General features: G+C 54.6%; 18 protein-coding genes. 4 read left to right on the top strand and 14 right to left on the bottom strand.

What is annotated here, in order from left to right:
- Positions 1-145: 145 nt before the first annotated feature.
- The 3 genes from EL294_RS02505 to EL294_RS02495 are packed head-to-tail and all read right to left on the bottom strand — an operon-like array spanning position 146 to position 2560.
- Positions 146-1075 carry a pseudouridine-5'-phosphate glycosidase gene (locus EL294_RS02505; protein WP_197721107.1) on the bottom strand — a complete coding sequence of 310 codons (930 nt, stop codon included), beginning with the start codon at positions 1073-1075 and terminating at the stop codon, positions 146-148.
- Positions 1062-1985: a carbohydrate kinase family protein gene (locus tag EL294_RS02500; protein WP_126464942.1), complete on the bottom strand. Its 924-nt coding sequence runs from the start codon at positions 1983-1985 to the stop codon at positions 1062-1064. The genes EL294_RS02505 and EL294_RS02500 overlap by 14 nt, the downstream gene beginning before the upstream one ends.
- Positions 1982-2560: a thymidine kinase gene (locus EL294_RS02495; RefSeq protein ID WP_126464941.1), complete on the bottom strand. Its 579-nt coding sequence runs from the start codon at positions 2558-2560 to the stop codon at positions 1982-1984. The genes EL294_RS02500 and EL294_RS02495 overlap by 4 nt, the downstream gene beginning before the upstream one ends.
- A gap of 165 nt (positions 2561-2725) precedes the next feature.
- Between EL294_RS02495 and EL294_RS02490 the strand changes: the two genes are divergently transcribed.
- From EL294_RS02490 to EL294_RS02480, 3 genes are read left to right on the top strand one after another with little or no spacing between them, the layout of a single operon-like run.
- Positions 2726-3448 (top strand): ABC transporter ATP-binding protein, encoded by a 723-nt coding sequence (locus EL294_RS02490; RefSeq protein WP_126464939.1) that lies wholly within the window; start codon positions 2726-2728, stop codon positions 3446-3448.
- Positions 3435-5033, top strand: a complete 1599-nt coding sequence (locus EL294_RS02485; RefSeq protein WP_126464937.1) for a permease-like membrane multi-spanning protein — start codon at positions 3435-3437, stop codon at positions 5031-5033. Before EL294_RS02490 ends, EL294_RS02485 begins: the two co-directional genes overlap by 14 nt.
- A gap of 9 nt (positions 5034-5042) precedes the next feature.
- A complete protein-coding gene (locus tag EL294_RS02480; protein ID WP_126464935.1) occupies positions 5043-5921 on the top strand; it encodes a DMT family transporter in 879 nt (292 codons plus the stop codon).
- Positions 5922-5992: 71 nt separating this feature from the next.
- On the opposite strand, the gene EL294_RS02475 is transcribed toward EL294_RS02480, so the two are convergent.
- The 11 genes from EL294_RS02475 to EL294_RS02425 form a co-directional block, all read right to left on the bottom strand.
- Positions 5993-6835 carry a metal ABC transporter permease gene (locus EL294_RS02475; RefSeq protein WP_126464933.1) on the bottom strand — a complete coding sequence of 281 codons (843 nt, stop codon included), beginning with the start codon at positions 6833-6835 and terminating at the stop codon, positions 5993-5995.
- On the bottom strand, positions 6829-7500 hold the full coding sequence (locus EL294_RS02470; RefSeq protein ID WP_126464931.1) for a metal ABC transporter ATP-binding protein: 672 nt from the start codon (positions 7498-7500) through the stop codon (positions 6829-6831). Before EL294_RS02470 ends, EL294_RS02475 begins: the two co-directional genes overlap by 7 nt.
- Positions 7497-8816 carry a metal ABC transporter solute-binding protein, Zn/Mn family gene (locus EL294_RS02465; RefSeq protein ID WP_164715186.1) on the bottom strand — a complete coding sequence of 440 codons (1320 nt, stop codon included), beginning with the start codon at positions 8814-8816 and terminating at the stop codon, positions 7497-7499. Before EL294_RS02465 ends, EL294_RS02470 begins: the two co-directional genes overlap by 4 nt.
- A 75-nt stretch (positions 8817-8891) precedes the next feature.
- Positions 8892-9569 carry a ZinT/AdcA family metal-binding protein gene (locus EL294_RS02460; RefSeq protein WP_164715185.1) on the bottom strand — a complete coding sequence of 226 codons (678 nt, stop codon included), beginning with the start codon at positions 9567-9569 and terminating at the stop codon, positions 8892-8894.
- 253 nt (positions 9570-9822) lie between these two features.
- On the bottom strand, positions 9823-10761 hold the full coding sequence (locus tag EL294_RS02455; RefSeq protein ID WP_126464924.1) for a D-alanyl-D-alanine carboxypeptidase family protein: 939 nt from the start codon (positions 10759-10761) through the stop codon (positions 9823-9825).
- A 111-nt stretch (positions 10762-10872) separates the two neighbouring features.
- The gene (locus EL294_RS02450) at positions 10873-11478 is read right to left on the bottom strand and encodes a peptidylprolyl isomerase (protein WP_126464923.1); all 606 of its coding nucleotides are present in this window, start codon (positions 11476-11478) and stop codon (positions 10873-10875) included.
- A gap of 1 nt (position 11479) precedes the next feature.
- Positions 11480-12232, bottom strand: coding sequence for a type I methionyl aminopeptidase (map, locus tag EL294_RS02445; RefSeq protein ID WP_126464922.1), 753 nt, complete (start codon positions 12230-12232; stop codon positions 11480-11482).
- Entirely contained in the window at positions 12229-13122 is an 894-nt protein-coding gene (locus EL294_RS02440; protein WP_126464921.1) for a tetratricopeptide repeat protein, read from the bottom strand. Before EL294_RS02440 ends, map begins: the two co-directional genes overlap by 4 nt.
- 18 nt (positions 13123-13140) lie before the next feature.
- Complete coding sequence (locus EL294_RS02435; RefSeq protein ID WP_164715184.1) at positions 13141-15213, bottom strand: heavy metal translocating P-type ATPase; 2073 nt, start codon at positions 15211-15213, stop codon at positions 13141-13143.
- Positions 15214-15323: 110 nt separating this feature from the next.
- Complete coding sequence (locus tag EL294_RS02430) at positions 15324-16121, bottom strand: nitroreductase family protein (protein ID WP_164715183.1); 798 nt, start codon at positions 16119-16121, stop codon at positions 15324-15326.
- Between the two features lie 24 nt (positions 16122-16145).
- Entirely contained in the window at positions 16146-16685 is a 540-nt protein-coding gene (locus tag EL294_RS02425) for a phosphatase PAP2 family protein (RefSeq protein ID WP_126464918.1), read from the bottom strand.
- A 104-nt stretch (positions 16686-16789) separates the two neighbouring features.
- On the opposite strand from EL294_RS02425, the gene EL294_RS02420 reads away from it, so the two are divergent.
- Positions 16790-18655, top strand: a complete 1866-nt coding sequence (locus EL294_RS02420) for an ATP-dependent helicase (RefSeq protein WP_126464917.1) — start codon at positions 16790-16792, stop codon at positions 18653-18655.
- Positions 18656-18659 lie beyond the last annotated feature (4 nt).

The following is an 18659-nucleotide window of genomic DNA, read 5'->3' as shown; positions in this document are numbered from 1 at the left end:
TAAACAACGGATACCATTATACGAAACCAACCCCCCCGGGTCAACGGCAATTCGAAGACTTTGCGGGAATTTAACGGAAACAAAAAAAGAGGACGGCAATGTCCTCTTTATAAAATCGATATAAATTCTCTGACAACGAAGTCGTTTATGCCTGCGCGGCATATGCCTTGGCGATGGCGGCGCCCAGGCGGGTATTGTTGTATACCAGCGCGATATTGGACGCGAGACTGTCCCCTTCGGTGGCTTCCAATACCCGAGACAGCAAAAACGGCGTAATCTGTTTACCGTGGATGCCCGCATCTTCGGCATCGGCGACGGCGGTTTGAATCGCCTCTTCGATCCGATCCGCATCCATAGCATCGGCCTCGGGAATGGGATTGGCCACCAGAATGCCGCCGGAAAGGCCGAGTCCCCACTGGGTGTGCATCAGCGCGGCGATTTCCTCGGCGCTGTCGTAGCGGAAGTCTACCGCATGTCCGCTCTCTCTCGTGTAAAAGGCGGGCATGGCTTCGGTCTGATAGCCGACGACGGGCACGCCCTTGGTTTCTAAATATTCGAGGGTGAGGCCGATGTCGAGGATCGACTTACAGCCGGCGCAGACCACGGCGATGTCGGTGTCCGCGATCTCTTCCAGATCTCGGGAGATGTCCATGGAATCCGCTCCGCCCCTGTGCACGCCGCCGATGCCGCCGGTGACGAGGATCGGAATGCCCGCGAGTTTCGCCGTAAGGATCGAGGTGGCGACAGTGGTGGCGCCGTTTGCCTTTGCAGCGACGATATGGGCATAGTCGCGGGTAGAGCTCTTGACGACATCCTTTGCCGTCGCCATAAACGCCAGCTCTTCTTCACTGAGGCCGACCTTGATGCGCCCGCCGATGATCGCGGTGGTGGCGGGGGTGACCCCTGCCTCGCGCAAAATCTCTTCACAGCGCTTTGCCGTCTCGAGATTTTGGGGATAGGGCATCCCGTGCGAAATAATGGTCGATTCCAGCGCCACGACCGGCTTGTCTTCCTCGAGGGCCCGCGCCACTTCCGGCGCGATGTCCATATATGCCTTCAGATCAAATTGTTTCATAATAAACCTCCTCTTTTTCTCGCTCCCACGCGTCTCGGCGGAAGTCGATCAGTTCGCTTTCGTCACGCATAAGCACCATGCGGGCACAGGCGACGGCGCCCCGCGCGGCCTGCACGATGTCGTCTCCGGCAATCAGACCCGCCGCTAGCCCCGCGCAAAAGGCATCGCCCGCCCCGGTGGCACCCCGTATTTTCATGGGATTGGACGAAAAGTGAAGGGGCTTTTCTTTCGAAAAGAGATACGCCCCCGCCGCCCCCGCGGTAATTACGGCATAGGTAACGCCGCGTTCGACCAATCTGTGGCCGCAGTCGAAAATATCCGCATCCTCTGTCGTTCCGGCGAGGGCCCGCGCCTCCGCTACATTGCACTTGAGGATGTCGATGCGATCCAGCACGTCGCGAAACTTTTTTACCTTGATCGCACTCACCCCGTCGACGACGGCAAAAATCTCCCAGGAAAGGATCGTCTCGATGCTTTCTCGGGGCAGGTTGCCGTCGAGTACCACCGCCCGGGCGCCTTCCGCCTCGCTGCGCCTCTCTAAGATCCGATCGGGCGTAAGATGGCGAAGAACCGCCATGTCGTTTACGGCATAGACCATTTCGCCCTCCTCGTCCAACAAGACGAGATAGGTGCCGGTCCGTTCCCCGGGGGCGATATAGGCGCCTTTTGCGTCCACATTCGGAGGCAGAGAACTTAAGATCATCTCTTTTGCGGCGTCGTCTCCGAGCGCGGTCATCAGCTTGACCTCTACGCCCATGGCGGCCATATTCGAGGCGATATTTCGCCCCACGCCGCCGGGCCCGATCTGTACCCGCCCGGGATTGGAATCGCCTTCGGCGAGGGGCTCGGCGGATCGGCCGCTGATGTCCAGATTGCAGCCGCCGAATACGAACGCATAGGGCGCGCTCACCGCTCTCCTCGATTCTTGAGTCGCTTATAACAGGGCCGGCACAGGGGTTCGTATTTTTCGGTGGCGCCGATCACCACGCGACCCGACTCTTTGCTGGTGCGGTGCGAAATCCACGCATCGGCGCCGCAGTGGGCGCAGACGGCGTGGTGCTTTTCCACATAATCGCAGACCGCCATCAATTCTTTTACGATCTCAAAGGGGCGCCCCTCGTAGTCCATATCGAGCCCCGCACAGACGATGGTCTTGCCCTCGTCCAGCAACCGGTCGAAGGCGGCGAGAATCTCCGCCGTATCGCCGCCCAAGAACTGGATCTCATCGATCGCCACTACATCCGCCTGGCGATCGTAGACCGCCTCTACCACCCCGTCGATATCCTCTACCACCAATGCCTCGGTGGAGGTGTCGTCGTGACTGGTAATCGCCGATCGAATAAATCGGGTATCCATCGTAGGCTTTAAGACCACGGTCTCATAGCCGGCGATGCGAAATCGCTTAATCTCCTTTTCCAAACTCGAAGTCTTGCCGGAAAACATACTTCCGGTGTGTAGGATCAATCTTCCTCTATACTGATGCATTGTTTCCTCCTCGGGGAAAAATTATACCACACTCCTCGCTTCGAATTTTAATAATCCCATCTCCCTTCTTACGATATAGATTTCCATTTTCCGATCCTGTTATGATCCTGTTATACTGTTATGTTATATTGTTAAGGTAAGAGTATAAATATAAGAGGAGGTCCTATGCTAAACATTCAAAATCTCTCAAAATTCTACGGGAACAAACAGGTGCTGTACGACATCAACTTTTCCCTGGAGCCGGGCGACATCTGTGCGTTTATCGGGGCAAACGGCGCCGGTAAGACCACCACGATCAAATCCGCTTTGGGGCTGATCCCCTTCGATGCGGGGACGATTGCCATCGGCGGGCACGACATCGAAACCGATCCGGTGGCGGCAAAAGCGCTGATCAGCTATGTGCCGGACAATCCCGAACTCTATTCCTTTATGCGGGGGATCGACTATTTGAATTTTATCGCCGACATCTTCCAACTGGATTTCGAGACGCGGAAAGAGCGGATCGAACGCTATGCCGCGGAATTTTCCATCCACGACCGCTTGGGCGAAGCCATCAGCAATTACAGCCACGGCATGCAACAGAAGCTCGCGTTGATCGGCGCATTGATCCACGATCCGCGCCTCATCGTACTCGACGAACCCTTTGTGGGGCTCGACCCCCTCGCCACCCGTTCGGTGCGGGAGAATTTTAAGAAGATGGCGCAAGAAAAAGATACCACCATACTCTTTTCCACCCACGTACTTGAGGTGGCGGAAAAACTCTGCAACAAAGTCGCCATCATCAAAGACGGGCATCTGATCTATTTCGGCCCCACCGAAGAAATCCTCGCCAAGGGCAGCCTAGAAGACCTCTTTGTAGAAAGGATGCAGGCCGATGGAATTGCTTAAAATCCTATCGCGTCTGGAACGCAAGCGCATATTTTCCAAATTTCAGGCGGGCAAGAGTAAAATCTTCGGCATCTTTATCTATCTCTTTTCCCTTTGGGGCATGCTGTTTTTGGGCGGATTCTTCCCCATGTTCATCGTGGCGGGACGTACGGCGACGCTTTCCGATGCGCAAAAGGATCTGCCGTTTTCCGAGATCCTCAGTGCCGCAGAAATGCTTTCGGTCGTGGATCTGGTCCTCTTGCTCTTGTTTGTGTTAATGGCGCTCGGGACCTTCTTCCAGTTTCGGGACCTCTTCTTCCATTCCTTTGATGAGAACACCCTCTGGGCGCTTCCCATCCCCAAAGAGAGCTTTATTCTCGCGAAATTTAGCGGTTCCTGGATGACGGAAGTCCCCATGATCCTCGCCTTTTCGGTGGGGTCCCTGGTCCTATGCTATCTCGCCACCGAATCTCTCTTCAAAGTGTTCCTGTTGCTCTTGTCGTTTCTCTTAACCACGATCCTCGGAGAAGCCGTCGGCGGATTTCTTCGCATCGCGTTTTCCCGCATTTCGTCGGGCCGCGAAATGCCGAAGTTTGTGAAATCCCTGATCGCCGTGGCCATCTTCGCCACCTTTATGATCCTCTATTACTACGAGATCGCCCAGGAATTTCGCCATATCGCGGAATTTTCCGCCTTCTACAACAATCTGCCCGGTCCCTTCCACCTGTTTTCTTATATGTTGTCGGCCCATATATGGGTGTTTATTCCCTATGCGCTGCTCGCGATCGGGATCTTTTATCTGTTCCTGACCTATATGGGAAAACACTTCTTCGAAATCGCCGAGCGATTGGAGAAAAAGGGCGCGACAAAAGTCATCGGCGAAGACGCCTTTTCCCCTCGCTCGAAACGATCCGCCCTCTTGCGAAAGGAAATCTCTCTCTACTGGAGCAATACAGCGGTCGCCATGAATACCTTCTTCGGCATATTGGTGCCCATCATCCTCTCGCTCCTCCTCTTCGTGCCCTCACTCAGAGAGGCCTTCCTCTATTTTATCGAATCGCAATCCCTTCTCCCCAGAGACGCCTTTATCTTCCTTGCGGCGATGGGCTTCGGCGGCATGATGAATATATCGACCTTCTTCTTTTCCCTGGAAGGCAAGAATGCCTATAACACCTACGCCCTCCCCCTCTCGGGGCGAGAGATCTTTTTGACAAAACTCGCGGCGGGACTCGTGCTCTCCCTCCCCTCTTTGCTGTTGAGCATCGTCCTGGTAATCATCGCGCTTCAGCCCGCGGCCGCCTACTGGCCCTTTTTGCTCCTCGCGCCCTTGGCCTATGCCTGCCTCTCCAACGGCTTCGGCCTGTTCTTCGACTGGAAGTTCGCGAATTACAATTGGGAGAACCCCCAGGAACTCGCCAAAAACTCCAAGCAGAGTTTCTTCTCGTTCTTCGGCTCCCTCTTTGTGACCTTTGTGATGATCTTTTTGGGCGTCGAGATTATGGGCGCCTTTCCCCTGCTCTATGCCGGCATTTTGACCGCGATCCTCGTCCTCGCCGATGTCATTCCCTTTCTCTTGCTGCGGGATATCCGCATCTACGAACAATAGGAGGCACCGATGAAAGAACGAAACGCATCGATCCTCCTCGCCGCGGTGATCATCGCCCGAGCGAGCAGCTATTACTTTATTAAGCTCGGTATGGAGAGTATGGAAACCTTTAATCTCCTCTCGACCCGATTTTTCCTGGCGACGGCGCTCTTGGCGATCTTCTTTTTTAAGCAGCTCTTTCCCATGACGCGCAGCACTTTTCGCCACGGCTTCGTACTCGGCATTCTGTTCTTCGGCGTGATGGCCTTCGAGTTTAAGGGGCTGCTCTCTGCGGAGGCGTCGACGGTGGCGTTTTTAGAAAACACCTCCATCGTCCTTGTGCCCTTGATTCTCGCGGTGCTGTCGCGCACCTTTCCGGATCGCTGGTCCTTGGTGGGCGTCGCCATTACGCTGGTGGGGGTCGCCTTTCTGACCGGCCGTGACGGCGGGATAAATCTTTCCATCGGCGAGATCTATGCCCTCTGCTCCGCCTTGTGCTATGCCGCGGTCATTATTATGACGGCAAAATATGCCGCCACCGACGACACCTTCCAGCTGGGATTTTTGCAGGTCTTTTGGATCTTTGTCTACTCGACCGCGGCGACCTTCCTCTTCGAGACGCCCCATCTGCCCCGCACCGGGGTGGAATGGTGGGTGATTGTCGTTTTGGCCGTGGTATGCACGGGCTTCGGCTTTACCTTACAGCCCGTGGCGCAAAAATACGTCTCGACCCAAAGGGCGGGGATGTTCTGTGCCTTTAACCCCCTGTGTGCGACGATTATGGGCATCACCCTCTTGGGCGAAGTACTCACGCCATATAAAATCGTGGGCATCGTCTGCATACTCCTCGGTCTGTTTCTCCCCATTTGGATGGAAAATCGAAAACCGCGCAATCGCGCGGCATCGTAAATACATTTCGCCCTTGGAAACCAAAAAGACGGCGGCAAGTTGGATTGTCTCACTTGCCGCCGTCTTTTTGGTTATAGGGATATGCGTCGTATATGGTTTTCTTTTTCTTCCCGGGCGGATCCCCGCGAGCGCCACTTTTTTCCGGCGGCCACGAGGAGCATCCCTGCCACCGCAAGCACCACGATCACTCCGCCGGTGGGGACGTCGAAATAATAGGAAAAGAGAATCCCGCTCATGGTATAAAATACGCCCAACAACACAGAATTGCGATACACCTGTCGATAGCTTTTCCCGACGATCAGCGCCGTCGCCACCGGCAAGATCAGGATCGAGGAGATCATCAAAGCGCCGACGATTTTACAACTTAAGGCGATGACGATCGCACTCAATGCCGTAAGCATGCCGTTTACAACGGGCACGTGTACGCCCGCCAAACGCGCCAGATTCTCGTCGATCGCGATATTTACCAAGCCGCCGTATAGGACGATGCTGAAAAATACCGTAACCGCAAAGACCACCGCCACCTGCAACACATCTCCCGCCGTGACAGAAGCGATGCTGCCGAAGAGGTAGCTGTCGAAATTGTTGCCGCCCGGCGCAAACCGCGATAGAATCGCGGCGGCCCCAAGTCCGATACTCGTAATCACCGCCGTCGCCATATCGCCGTGGGCGGGCAGGCGGTGTCGAATATACTCGATGGCAAAGGCAGATAGGAGACAAACGCATATGGCCCCGAGCACCGGACTGATGCCCGAGATCAAGCCCAGCGCCACTCCCGCGAGGGAGGTGTGAGACAGGGAATCGCCGATCATGCTGGTCTTTCTACTGACCATGACGACGCCGATCATGGGGATCATAATCGACAGCATACATCCCGCCAGTAAGGCGTGGCGCATAAATTGAAATTCTAGCATCGCACGAGTCTCCCTTCTTCCATCGCATAGATGATGTCGGGGCGCAGCGCTCTTTTGATCAATTCCATTTCGTGGGTGACGATCAAGACCGTCTTCTGCTTTGTGCGGCCCATGGTATTTATCAATTCGAGAAAACTTTCCTTGCTCTCCTTGTCCACCCCCGCCGTCGGCTCGTCGAGAATCAACACCGACGGGTCGTTAATCAAAGCGCGGGCAATCATCGCGCGCTGCTTAAAACCGCCCGAAAGGGCAGAAAACGGCGTGTGCCGATAGCGCGCCATCCCGAGTTCTTGCAATGTCTCCTCCGCTCGCACATATTGTTCTCGTTTGATCGTCTTTAACCACCCGAAACTGTGATACAAATTCAGAGCGACCAGCTCCCGCACGCTGACGGGAAATCCGATGTCGTTAAAGTTCTGTACTTGGGGCACATAGCCGATATTGCGAAAGTCGCGGATCTTTGCACTTTCTATGCCCTCGATACAGACGCGCCCCTTTCGGGGACGCAGCTCTCCCAGGAGGAGTTTGAGAAATGTGCTCTTTCCGGATCCGTTTTCGCCGCATATCGCGACAATCTCTCCGCTTTTTGCCCGAAAATCGGCGTCTTTGATAATGTCTTCGTCGGCATAGGCGAAAGACACACCTTGCATTTCGATTAGGCTCACGATCGCCCTCCTTCCATCGATCGGTACAGCGCCTCGAGATTTTCTTCCATAATCCTCGTGTAGGCGCCCGGCGCTTCATTATCTGCGCCCTTTACGTACTCCATGCTCCGAAGGGGCACGGCCTCGCCGTCCACCTCTTCGGTTATAATTTCTGCGACCTTCGGCGGCATATAGTCTTCGTAAAAAATCGTCCGAATCTTCTGTTCTCGGGCATATCGAATCGCCCGCTTAATGGTCTCGAGACCCGGCGATTCCTGAGAAACCAGATTTTGCAGGGGAAACTGCTTGAGGCCGTAGTCCTGGGCGAGGTATTCCCACGCGTAATGGGTAACCACGAATTCTCGATCGGACTTTTTTATGGTTTTGAACTTTTCCACATAGCGTGCGTGGAGCGCAGCCAAGGCGTCCTGTGCCCGAAAGGCCGCCTTTTCGTATGCTTTTTTGTGTTCCGGATACAGCTCGATCAGATTGTCCCGTATGGTCGTCAGATAGGCCTTTCCATTGGGGACCGACAGCCATGCGTGGGGGTCGTAGGTAATCTTATCTTTCATAGAAGTCGAATGGGTCACGATGTCTTCTACCGGCATCTTTTGATCGCCTTTTTGAATTTCATAGGACAGGATATCCTCAGAAATCCGGTCCGAGATCACATACCAGTCCCCGTCTGTCGGCAAAGTAAAATAGACTCTCCCGCTTTGGTGCCCCATCTCCAGGGCGTAGACCTTCCCGGCTTCGACGGGAATGGTCTCTTCTTGGGCCACGCGTTCTCCCGGATCCATCATGTATTTTTTTGCCTTTTCAATCCGTTTTTCTTCGTCTGTTCGTTTATCGCCTTTCAAAAAACAGACCCGCATGGCGTCTTCGTGGGTATGACCGAACTCGAATTTATATCGCTCTTTTGCTTTGCCTCGCATCCTCGCCATATACTGAAAATCTCCCAAATCGGCGGCGCCTTTATAAGAGATGAGATCGACCTTGGCCGCTAGATTGACCACGCGTACGTCAGGAAGACTCTCGCGTATTTTGTCTTCCCACGGCTCCATATTGGCGCCGTTGATAAACAATATATCCGCGCGGGAAAGCGCCCGCAAATCCTTTGCCGAAGGCTCCCACAGATGCGGATCGGCAGAGGACGGCATAAACGACTTCAGCTCCACCGTATCTCCCGCCACCTGCCGTACCAAATCGTAAATGGGAAAAAACGATGCGTAGACCACGGGCTTATCGGTCGTCTCTTCCTCTTGTATGCGACCACAGCCGAAAAGTCCGGTGCACAAAGCGCTTAGCACAATCAGCAGAAGCCATGGTTTTCGCATGCGCCTCTTTCTTTTTGCATCGGCACAAGGCGAAGGCCCAAGATGCTTCTCGGGCCGGTTTCGTTTGGTATACATTTATTCCTCTTCGCCCAGGATTTCGTGGATGACCTGATCTTGTGTGGAATCGGGATCTACAAACACGGGCCACCAATCTCCGTCTTCCAATTCCGGGGCATCGATCGCCTTGGCGTAGCGCGCGTGGAAGTGGGTGATGTCTCCTTCGCCGCCGTGGGGCTCCATCAATGCCAAGTATTTAAATTGTTCGGGCACCTCTTCTTCCGCTTCAAAGACGGCAAACTCGCCGTGTTCGACGCCCTTTCCGAGGGTCTTTATGTAGCGGTATTTGCTCTTTGCCAATTCTCGGTCGGCATCGTCTTTCAATGTCAACGTATCGCCGGAAAATGTGATGCTCGCGATTTCGCTGTGGGCGCCTGCCGCGTGTTCTTCTAAGAGATCCGGCCCGCTTTTATCTTCTTTTTTGCCCAGCTTGTCGGCGGCTTTCGATACATAGCTTTCCTTGTAAAAAGCGGTGATGCTCTTCCATTCGGGGTGCAGCGATTCCCAATCCGAGAGCGATACCGCCTCTACTTCCTCTTCATTCTCCGGTTTCGCCGTCTCGGCGGGTGCCTTCTCTTTTTCCTCGACAGCCGCCGATGTATTCGAATTGCCCCCGTCGTCTGATGCCTTGTTTCCGCAGCCGCTGAAGAGGCCCATGCACAATACTAAACTTAAAATCCATGCGAACTTTTTCATTCCGCTCTCCTTTCGTGTTTTTCCTTCGGCGATTTGCTCTACAAATGGTCGGCGGAGAAATGCGCCACATATTTCGCGCTTTCCCCGAGATTGCAATAGCGTTCCCATGTATCTATGTAATGATAATGGTTATTGGTAGTATATATTTTCCCCGTACTTTTGTCAAGGCCGTGGCGTGAAATTTAAGAGGATTCGTTTTTTGGCACACAAAAATCCGCATCCCACGGGATGCGGATTCGGCGGTTTTTCTCTGCTACTTAAGGTCTATGGACGCCATAATTTTCATCGTGTCCTCGAGCGGTCGATCGGTCTTGTTCGACACGTCCTTTAACGGCGCGCCCATGACGACGACGATATACTCCTTGCCGCCTTTTTCACACAAACTCGCCCAACATTCTCCGGCGTCGATGGTGGTGCCGCTCTTGCCGCCCAATAGGGTGCCGCACTCTTTCTTCCACCGCCGGTCTTTGCCGAGTACGGTGGATTCGAAGGCGACGCCCTTGGGGTGATCCGCCGTGGAAAAAGAAAGATAGCGTTTTTTGGTAAAGATCGTCCGAAAGTCGCCGTTGACCAGCGCCTTATCGAGGAACATCGCCATGTCCTTTGCTGTGGAATATTGCCCCGCTTCGTCGAAACCGCCGACATTGGTAAAATGCGTGTTTCGAATCCCGAAATCGGCGATTCGACGGTTCATCTCCGCGCAGAAGGCGCTCTCGTCGTTGCAGATATATTTCGCCAAACTCCCCGTCGCCTCGCCGCCCGATGCGAGGAGCGCGCCGTAGAGGAGATCGCGGGCGTGTAAGGCTTCGCCGGGGGCAAACCCCGCCATGCTGGCGTTTTTTACAAACATATCGTCGTACACCGCCCGGTCCACCTGCACCACAGCATCCTTGTCGATCCCCATATCCAGGGCGGTGTAGACGGTTATCATCTTCGTCAAGGAAGCGGGCGAGACGCGCACATCGCTTTTGCGATCGTATATCGCCACTTTCTCCGCCCGGTCCCACACGTAGACATATTTGCAGTGAAGGGGCCCCAATCCGTCGAGCCAGTCCAATGCGCCGAATCCGACGATCAGCCATGCTTGCATGAGCAGAAACAGAAGGAGCGCCACCGGAAGCAGTCGCGTCGTTTTCCGCGGCGGCATTTTTTCGCCGCTATCTCTTTTTATCTGTTGGTCTGTATATTCCATGTATCTGTCCTTTCTTCTCCTCGGCGTCTCTTCGGTAAATACGCGCAGCCAGAAGAAATATTACGGACAGATCAAAATTCGCACAAAAAAAGCGCCGCAGCGCTTTTGAGATTATCCTTCGAAGGTATAGACCGCCGCACTTCGAATGGCGATGTCTTCCTCGGGGCGATCCATGGAGTTTCTGGGCGCGCGGGCGATGGCATCCACCACGTCGGCGCCGGCATAGATCTGGCCGAATACGGTGTGTTTGCCGTCGAGCCAGAAGGCGCCGCCCTTTTTCTCGTAGGCGTCGATGACGTCTTGGGTATAGCCGTAGGCGTCCCCCGCGTCGCGCATTTGAGAGAGGATGTCTTCGCCCAGCTTTTGGCCGTGTACGATAAAGAATTGGCTGCCGTTGGTATCGGGCCCGGCATTCGCCATGCTGAGCGCCCCGGTCAGATTGCGATAGGCGGGGTCGAACTCGTCCTCAAACGAATCGCCCCAAATGCTTTCGCCGCCGCGGCCGCTTCCGGTGGGATCTCCCCCCTGAATCATAAAATCGGGGATGACGCGGTGAAAGATCACGCCATCGTAATAGCCTCTTCGGATCAGTTCCGTAAAGTTTTCCACCGCTTTGGGGGCCGCTTCGGGAAAGAGGCGAATCTCGATATCGCCCTTATCGGTCGTAAGGCGCGCCATGAGATCGCCCGCGCGGGGCGCTTCGATTTGTTTGAGCATATTATTCTCCTTGTTCGGTCAGGACGACGACCCCGTCTCGAGTCACCGCCAGGGTATGTTCGTACTGGCAGGACAGAGAACCGTCTTTAGTCCTCGCGGTCCAACCGTTTTTGTCCATGCGGATGGGCCAATCCCCCGCGTTGATCATGGGCTCTATGGTAAAAACCATGCCTTCCTGCAAGCGCAGGCCGCGGTCGGGCTTGCCGTAGTGGAGCACTTGGGGATCTTCGTGCATATTTTTTCCGATGCCGTGGCCGACGAAATCGCGTACCACCGAAAACCCGTTGGCCTCGGCGTGGCTCTGAATGGCGTTGCCGATGTCTCCCAATCGGGCGCCGGGACGTACTTTCTCGATGCCCCGATACAGGCATTCTTTGGTGACATCCATTAGCTTCTTCGTCTCTTCCGAGACTTCGCCCACTGCATAGCTCCACGCGGAATCCGCCAAATAGCCGCCGATATTGACCACCATATCTACGGTGAGCAAATCCCCTTCCCGAAGCGGCGTGTCCGTGGGAAAGCCGTGGCAGATTTCGTCGTTTACCGACGCGCAAATGCTATACGGATAGCCCTGATAGCCCTTTTGTTCGGGATGGCCGCCGCGATCTGTGATAAATTTTTCGACGAAGCGGTCGAGTTCCATGGTGGTGACGCCGGGTACGATTTTTTCCCGAAGCGCCTTGTGTACGGCGATCAAGAGATCCGCCGCCTTCTGCATTTTTTCGATTTCGTGTTCGGTCTTTATGATTATCAACTGTCCACCTCCCGGACGATGTCTTGTAAATCTTCATCTCTCGACGCCCACATGCGCGCGTCGCCGTCGATGGCGATGGCGCGCTTCAGATCGGCCAGGGCGGTGGTTCGCTTGCCCAGGCGCATAAAGCTACAGGCGCGGTTGTAGTAGAGATTGACGCTGTGTAAGTTTCTGCGTATCCCCCGCGTCAAAATATATACGGCGTCTGTCGGCCGCTCGTTTTTCAGAAAGATCGCCGACATATTCAAATACGTCGGGGCGTAGTCCGGGTCCAAATCCAGCGCGTCGCGATACGCCGTCATCGCCTTCTTATCTCTCCCCGTCTTTTGGTAAATGACGCCGAGATTGTAATAGCCCCGGGCGTAAGTCGGCGAGAGCTCCACCGCCCGTTTGGCATAGCCCAACGCCTTCTTGTATGCGCCCCGCTCTTCGTAGATCGAGGCGATGTCGCTTCGGACGATGCCGTTTTCGGGCACCAGCGTCGCACATTGGTAAAAGAGCTCCAGCGCCACGTCTTTATACCCCAATCGATCGTACAAGAGCGCCATTTCGTAATAGGCACTCTCGTAAAAGGGATAGGACGCCACCGCTTTTTGAAAACAGGAAATGGCGCGGCGAATCTCGCCTTTTTCGCTATAGAGCACCCCCATGCCGTAATGCGCCCCGGGGTAATCCCCGAGTTTTGTAATCTCACGGAAAAAAGCAATGGCGCGATCCTCGTTTCCCGCCTGCCAATACAGGTCGGCGACGGAAAATAAGGTCTCTGCCAATGCTTTGTCATCGGGTGCAAAAATCATCGATTTTTCTAAAGATTTCAGGGCACGCTTGCGGTCTCCTCGCTCGAGAAAATCTCTCCCCAAAATCTGATAGTTCTTCCACTTTCCGGACATATACGCCTCCCGAAAATATTATACCACACTCGTTTCGGAAGGTTTATAGGCCAACAGCGTCATGGCGATAAACACGCAGATCAGCGAAACGCCGACGTCGGCAAAGACCGCAAGCCACAAGTTACCGATGCCCGCTATGCTCAAGACGACGACCAAAAGCTTTACGGCGAGGGCAAATGCGATATTACCGTAACTCACCCGCTTCGCACGATTTGCCAGGGAAAACAGGAAGGGAAGTTTGCCGATATCGTCGCCCAAAATAACCACGTCGGCACTTTCGATCGCCATATCGCTCCCGCCGGTGCCCATGGCAATGCCCGCATCGCTTCGCGCGAGCACCGGGGCGTCGTTGATCCCGTCTCCCACATAGACGACCTTCTTTCCCCGGGCGAGCACTGCATCCAGCGCCCGAATCTTCTCGTCGGGGAGAAACCCGCCGCGGGTCTCGTCGATTCCCAATTCGCGGCCCAGCGCTTCGGCGATCGCCGGTTTGTCGCCGGAGAAGATATAGGTGGTAAGGGTGCGCTTCAAATGGCGGATCGCCTCGGCGACGCCCGTTTTCATGGTGTCGGTAAAGGCGATTCTGCCCAAAAGCGCCTTGTCCTCGGCGACGAAGACCGAGGTCTCTTCGGAAGAGGGGGGCAAATCTTCGATGCCCACAAGCGCCATAAGCGCTTCATTGCCGACGGCGACGGAAGCATTCTCTATGGTGCATAAAACTCCCTTTCCCGGCACTTCCTTGACATCCGACGGCGTTCCCTTCGCCTTTGCATTCGCGAGTATGCTCCGGGCGATGGGGTGATTCGAGTACTGTTCCGCCGTGGCGGCGAGGTATAAGATGCGGTCTCTATCCCCTGAAATTGCGTCGATGCGTGCCAGAGAAAACTTGCCGTCGGTGAGCGTCCCGGTCTTGTCGAAGGCGACGGCATCCGCTTCGGCAATGGCCTCTAAAGCCGTCGATCCCTTTACAAAGATCCCCTCGCGGGAGGCGCGCCCGATCCCCGCAAACATCGTAAGGGGCACCGAAAGCACCAAGGCACAGGGACAGCTGATGATCAAAAAGGCACAGGCGCGGTAGATCCACAGATTCCAATCGCCGAAGACGAGGGACCCGCCCAAGGCGACCGCGAGGGCGATACACACCACCACCGGCGTATATATGCGAGAGAATCGGGTGATCCAGCGTTCGGTTTTGCCCTTATTGAGCCGCGCATCGGAGACCATAGACTCGATCCGCGCCATGGTAGATTCGCCCGCCGCGCGGAGCACCGATATCTCGAGGGCGCCGTCCAATGAGATGGCACCGGCGAGCACCTCGTCTCCTTCGGAAACCGCGACGGGTACGGATTCTCCGGTCATATGCTGATTGGAGATATGTCCCGATCCCTTGCGGATCTTTCCGTCCGCCGCCAGGGTATCGCCGGCACGCAACAGGATCGTATCTCCCGGCTGCAAGGTGGCGGCGTCGACCTCTATGATTTCATCGGCGATCAAATGCGCCGTGGTCGTGTCGTTCTTTAACAGAGATTCCACCGATGCCGTCGCGCGATCCACTGCGCGATCTTGCAACGCCTCGCCCAGTCGATAAAAGAGCAATACGCCCAATGCCTCGGTGTACTCGCCGATATAAAAGGCGCCGATGGCGGCAATACTCATCAGAAAGTTTTCGTCGAATACCTCGCCGGTGCGAATGCCCCGAAGCGCCTGGCGAAAAATCGGAAAGCCCGCTATGACAAGCAGCGCCCCATAGAGGACGGTCTGCAAAGTTCCCGACACCAGTAGGGTGTTTGCTACGGCGGCGAGGAGTATGCCCAGAAGGCACATCGCCTCTTTTTGAAACGCCGCTCGGTCTTCGCCTTCGTTCTCCGTTTCGTCGATCTCTTTTTCTTCGCGGACGACGATGTCAGATTCGACCGCCGTACAGATTCTCTGTATCTGTTCTTTATCGGCAGCGTCCGGACCTTCTACGGCGAGTCGCTTTGCGGTGAAATCCAGCCGCGCGCGATCAATGCCGGGCAATGCGCCGACGCGCTCTTCGATTTTTGCGGCGCAGTTCGCGCACCCCAAATTGTCCAATCGATACGTATACAAAGAATCCTCCCTCCGCTGACACATGATTGATTGTTCATGTATAGGATACGCTCCTTTTCGGTTTTTGTCAATAAAAAAAGCGCCTGCAGGCGCCTTTTCCTTCGCCGGAATCAGATGGAAATTTCTGCGACGGGTTCCAATCCGCCGATGTCGGCTCCTTCTATGAGTGCCCAACGCTTGTGGGTGCCGGTGCCCGCGAGCATCGCCTCGAAGTAGTACATGACGACGCCGATATCCACATAGCTCTTTTGGCCCTTGGATTTGTCCATAAACAGCGTAACCGTACCGTCGTCTTTGAGCAAGAAGCGCCAGGGCTGCGCGTTTACATGGCTGGGCGCAAAGCGAATGGAAGTAAACAGCTCAAACAGGCCGTAGTTTTCCAATACTTCCATAGTGACGGGCGTATCGAGGTGATCCTTAAATACGATTTCGTCCACGCTATAGCGGGGGCTTACGCCGTCTTCGGCAAATACTTCCTGGTTTTCGGCGTGCCCGAATCCTACGATGTAGTCGACAAATTCTCCGCCTTCGCCGAAGAGCATTTTCTTGGTATCGTCGTCGACTTGGGTGACGGTGATCCAGCAGGTGCCGAATCCGCGGTCGACCAGTGCGGTGTTGAGTTTTTCGAGATAGTAGCCGGTGCGGATCAAATCTTCTTTGTCGTGGCTCTTTACCTTCAATGCGATATAGAAGGGCGCGGCAATCATCACGCCGCCATAACCGGCTTTGCCCTTCAGGCTGTTTGCGATGGTATCTCCGTTTTCAAACAGCGCGAAGCTGATGTCCTCGCTGCCTTCTTCGTTTTCCACCTTGGCGAGAATATCTCGTACCCATTGCATTTCGGTGGCGGAAAGATCCGTAGGACCGAATTCCCGAACCGTTTTTCTCTTTTGCAAGAAGTTTGTCATTACCATATACGCTTCCTCCTTTTGCTAAAACCAATTTGCTACGGCATCGTAGACATAAATATGTACAACATACGCGACGCCGATGCCGAGTATCACGCCCGCCAAGACATCGGTGGGATAGTGTACCGCGAGATACGTCCTGGAAACCGCCACCAGTATCGCCATGGCGATAAAGAGTACGGCAAGTTTCGGAAAATACAGTGAGAATGTGGTGGCCACGGTAAATGCCGCGGTCGTATGTCCCGAAGGAAAAGAATAATCCCGTAGGTCGATCCCGTAGGTATTGAGGTTTTTCAAAATCCAGTAGGGTCGACTCCGGCTGAATGCCCGTTTTAAAATTTGTGCCAGCAAGGTACTCAGCACCAATGCCAGGACCATCTCGTAGGCCGATTGCCCGATCCAACGTTTTCCGAGCGCGAGCATGAAGAGAGAAAACGCGACCAGACATCTGGGACCTGCAATATTGGTATACAAATAAAAAAACATATCGCAGTAGGGATTTTTTAATTCCTTATTGATGCGTTCCATAAAGTATTCATCAAAAGATTTAAACGGGTTTTTCATCTTCACCATCCTGTACATACCTACTCCGTTCATTATATACCATGCCCCAAGTCTTGAAAAGGACATTTGCCCGAAGAAATGGTATACTCGACGGGAGGTGAACTATGAAACTGACCGATGAACAGAAAAAGGCGATCTCCCACGACAAAGGTCCCGCCCTGGTCCTCGCCGTGCCCGGAAGCGGAAAGACGACGATGCTTCTAAGCCGCACCAAGAGACTGATCGAAGCGGGTGAGGATCCGGTGCGCATTCTTACGATAACCTTTTCAAGGGCCGCCGCCAAAGATATGCAGCTCCGCTACCGCAAGCTCTTCTATGAGGAACCGGCGCCGTCTTTTTCCACCATCCACAGCTTCTGCTTTTCGGTGCTGAAAAATTACGAGCGCCGCTCGGGCATTCGCTACACCTTGATCGAAACCGCGCAAAACATCGGGAAGTGGCGCATCCTCGCCGATCTATGGCGAGAGTATCTGCACCGAAGCCCCAACGACGAGCAGCTGGAGACCTTGATCGGAGAAATCGGATACGTCAAAAATAAAATGCTCGACCCCGACGCCTATCAGAAACAGGCGCGCAGTCCCCTCTTTACAAAATTTTACCGAGGTTACGAATCGCTCAAGCGCAGCCGCAACTGGATCGACTTCGACGATATGATCGCCCTTTGCCCCGAAATTTTTCAAAAGGATCCGGGCCTCTTGCGCGCCATTCGTAGATCCTACGACTATGTACAGCTCGACGAAGGCCAGGATACATCGCGCGGTCAGCTCGCCATCGTCGATGCCGTTTTGGGAGCGGAAAAAAACCTCTTCGTCGTCGCCGACGACGACCAGTCGATTTACGGCTTTCGGGGCGCCGACTTTCAAGGTCTCATGTCGCTGAAGGACCGCTATCAGAATCTGAAGATCTACTATCTGTCCCGCAATTTTCGCTCGACGGAATCGATTATCGCCGCCTCCACCCGTTTTATCGAACAGAATAAAAAGCGCTATTCGAAAGACGTGCACGCCGTACGGGAAAGCGGCGTCGCGCTTCGCTATGTGGAGCTCGACGATCTCAAACGACAATACGCCTTTATCGCATCCGAAATTCAAAAACACGACCTCAAGGACGTGGCGATGCTCTATCGCAACCATATCTCCGCCGTGGGCTGTGCGGAATACTTCGAGCGGAAGAATATCGCCTTTTCGATGCGCGAGGGCAAGATCCGATTTTTGCGCCACCGCGTCGTAAAGGATCTCTTGGAGATCGTGCGCTTTGCCCAAGACCCTCGCGATCTCGAATCGTTCTCGCATATTTACTATAAAATCCGCGGCTATATTTCCAAGAAAATGGTGGAGGACCTCGCTCGCCGCGGCGTTTCGGTATCGGTCTTCGACACCATGCTCGAAGGAAAGCTCCCCGACTATATGCGGAGGGACCTCCAAGCGCTACGCCGCGACTTTATGTATCTCGCGGGCCTTCCCCTCGCCGAAGCCTTTCGATTTATTCAAAAGGATCTGGAATACGAAAAGTATTTGGAAAACCACGCCAATACCTTTGGCTCCTCCAAAACCGCCGCCATGCGCATTCTCTACTACGCGAAATTTATCGCCAAAAACTGCGCCGATGCGGACGCCTTTATGGCCCGCTTGCAGGCGCTGGACCGTCTGCTTTCGGGCGGCGGTGCCAAGGAACCGGGCATCGTGTTGAGCACGCTGCACGGCGCCAAGGGGTTGGAATTCGATGCGGTATTTCTGATCGACTTAAACGAAGATGTAATCCCCGCCCGCGCCGCATCGGACGCACATCCCCACGAAGTGGAGCGCCTGCTCGAAGAAGAGCGTCGCTTGTTTTATGTGGGCATGACCCGGGCGCGCCATCGCCTCTATTTTCTCAGGCCCAGGCGCATCGACCGGGAAGTGGCGAGCCCCTCCCCCTTTTTTACCTGGGCAAAAGAAGACATATTGCGGCAACGAAAAAACCGGTCTTAAACGC

It is taken from the genome of Aedoeadaptatus ivorii (genome assembly GCF_900638585.1).
In the GTDB taxonomy this organism is placed as follows: Bacteria; Bacillota; Clostridia; order Tissierellales; family Peptoniphilaceae; genus Aedoeadaptatus; species Aedoeadaptatus ivorii.
The sequence above is the reverse complement of the archived record's forward strand: the minus strand, read 5'-3'. Positions and strand labels throughout refer to the sequence as shown.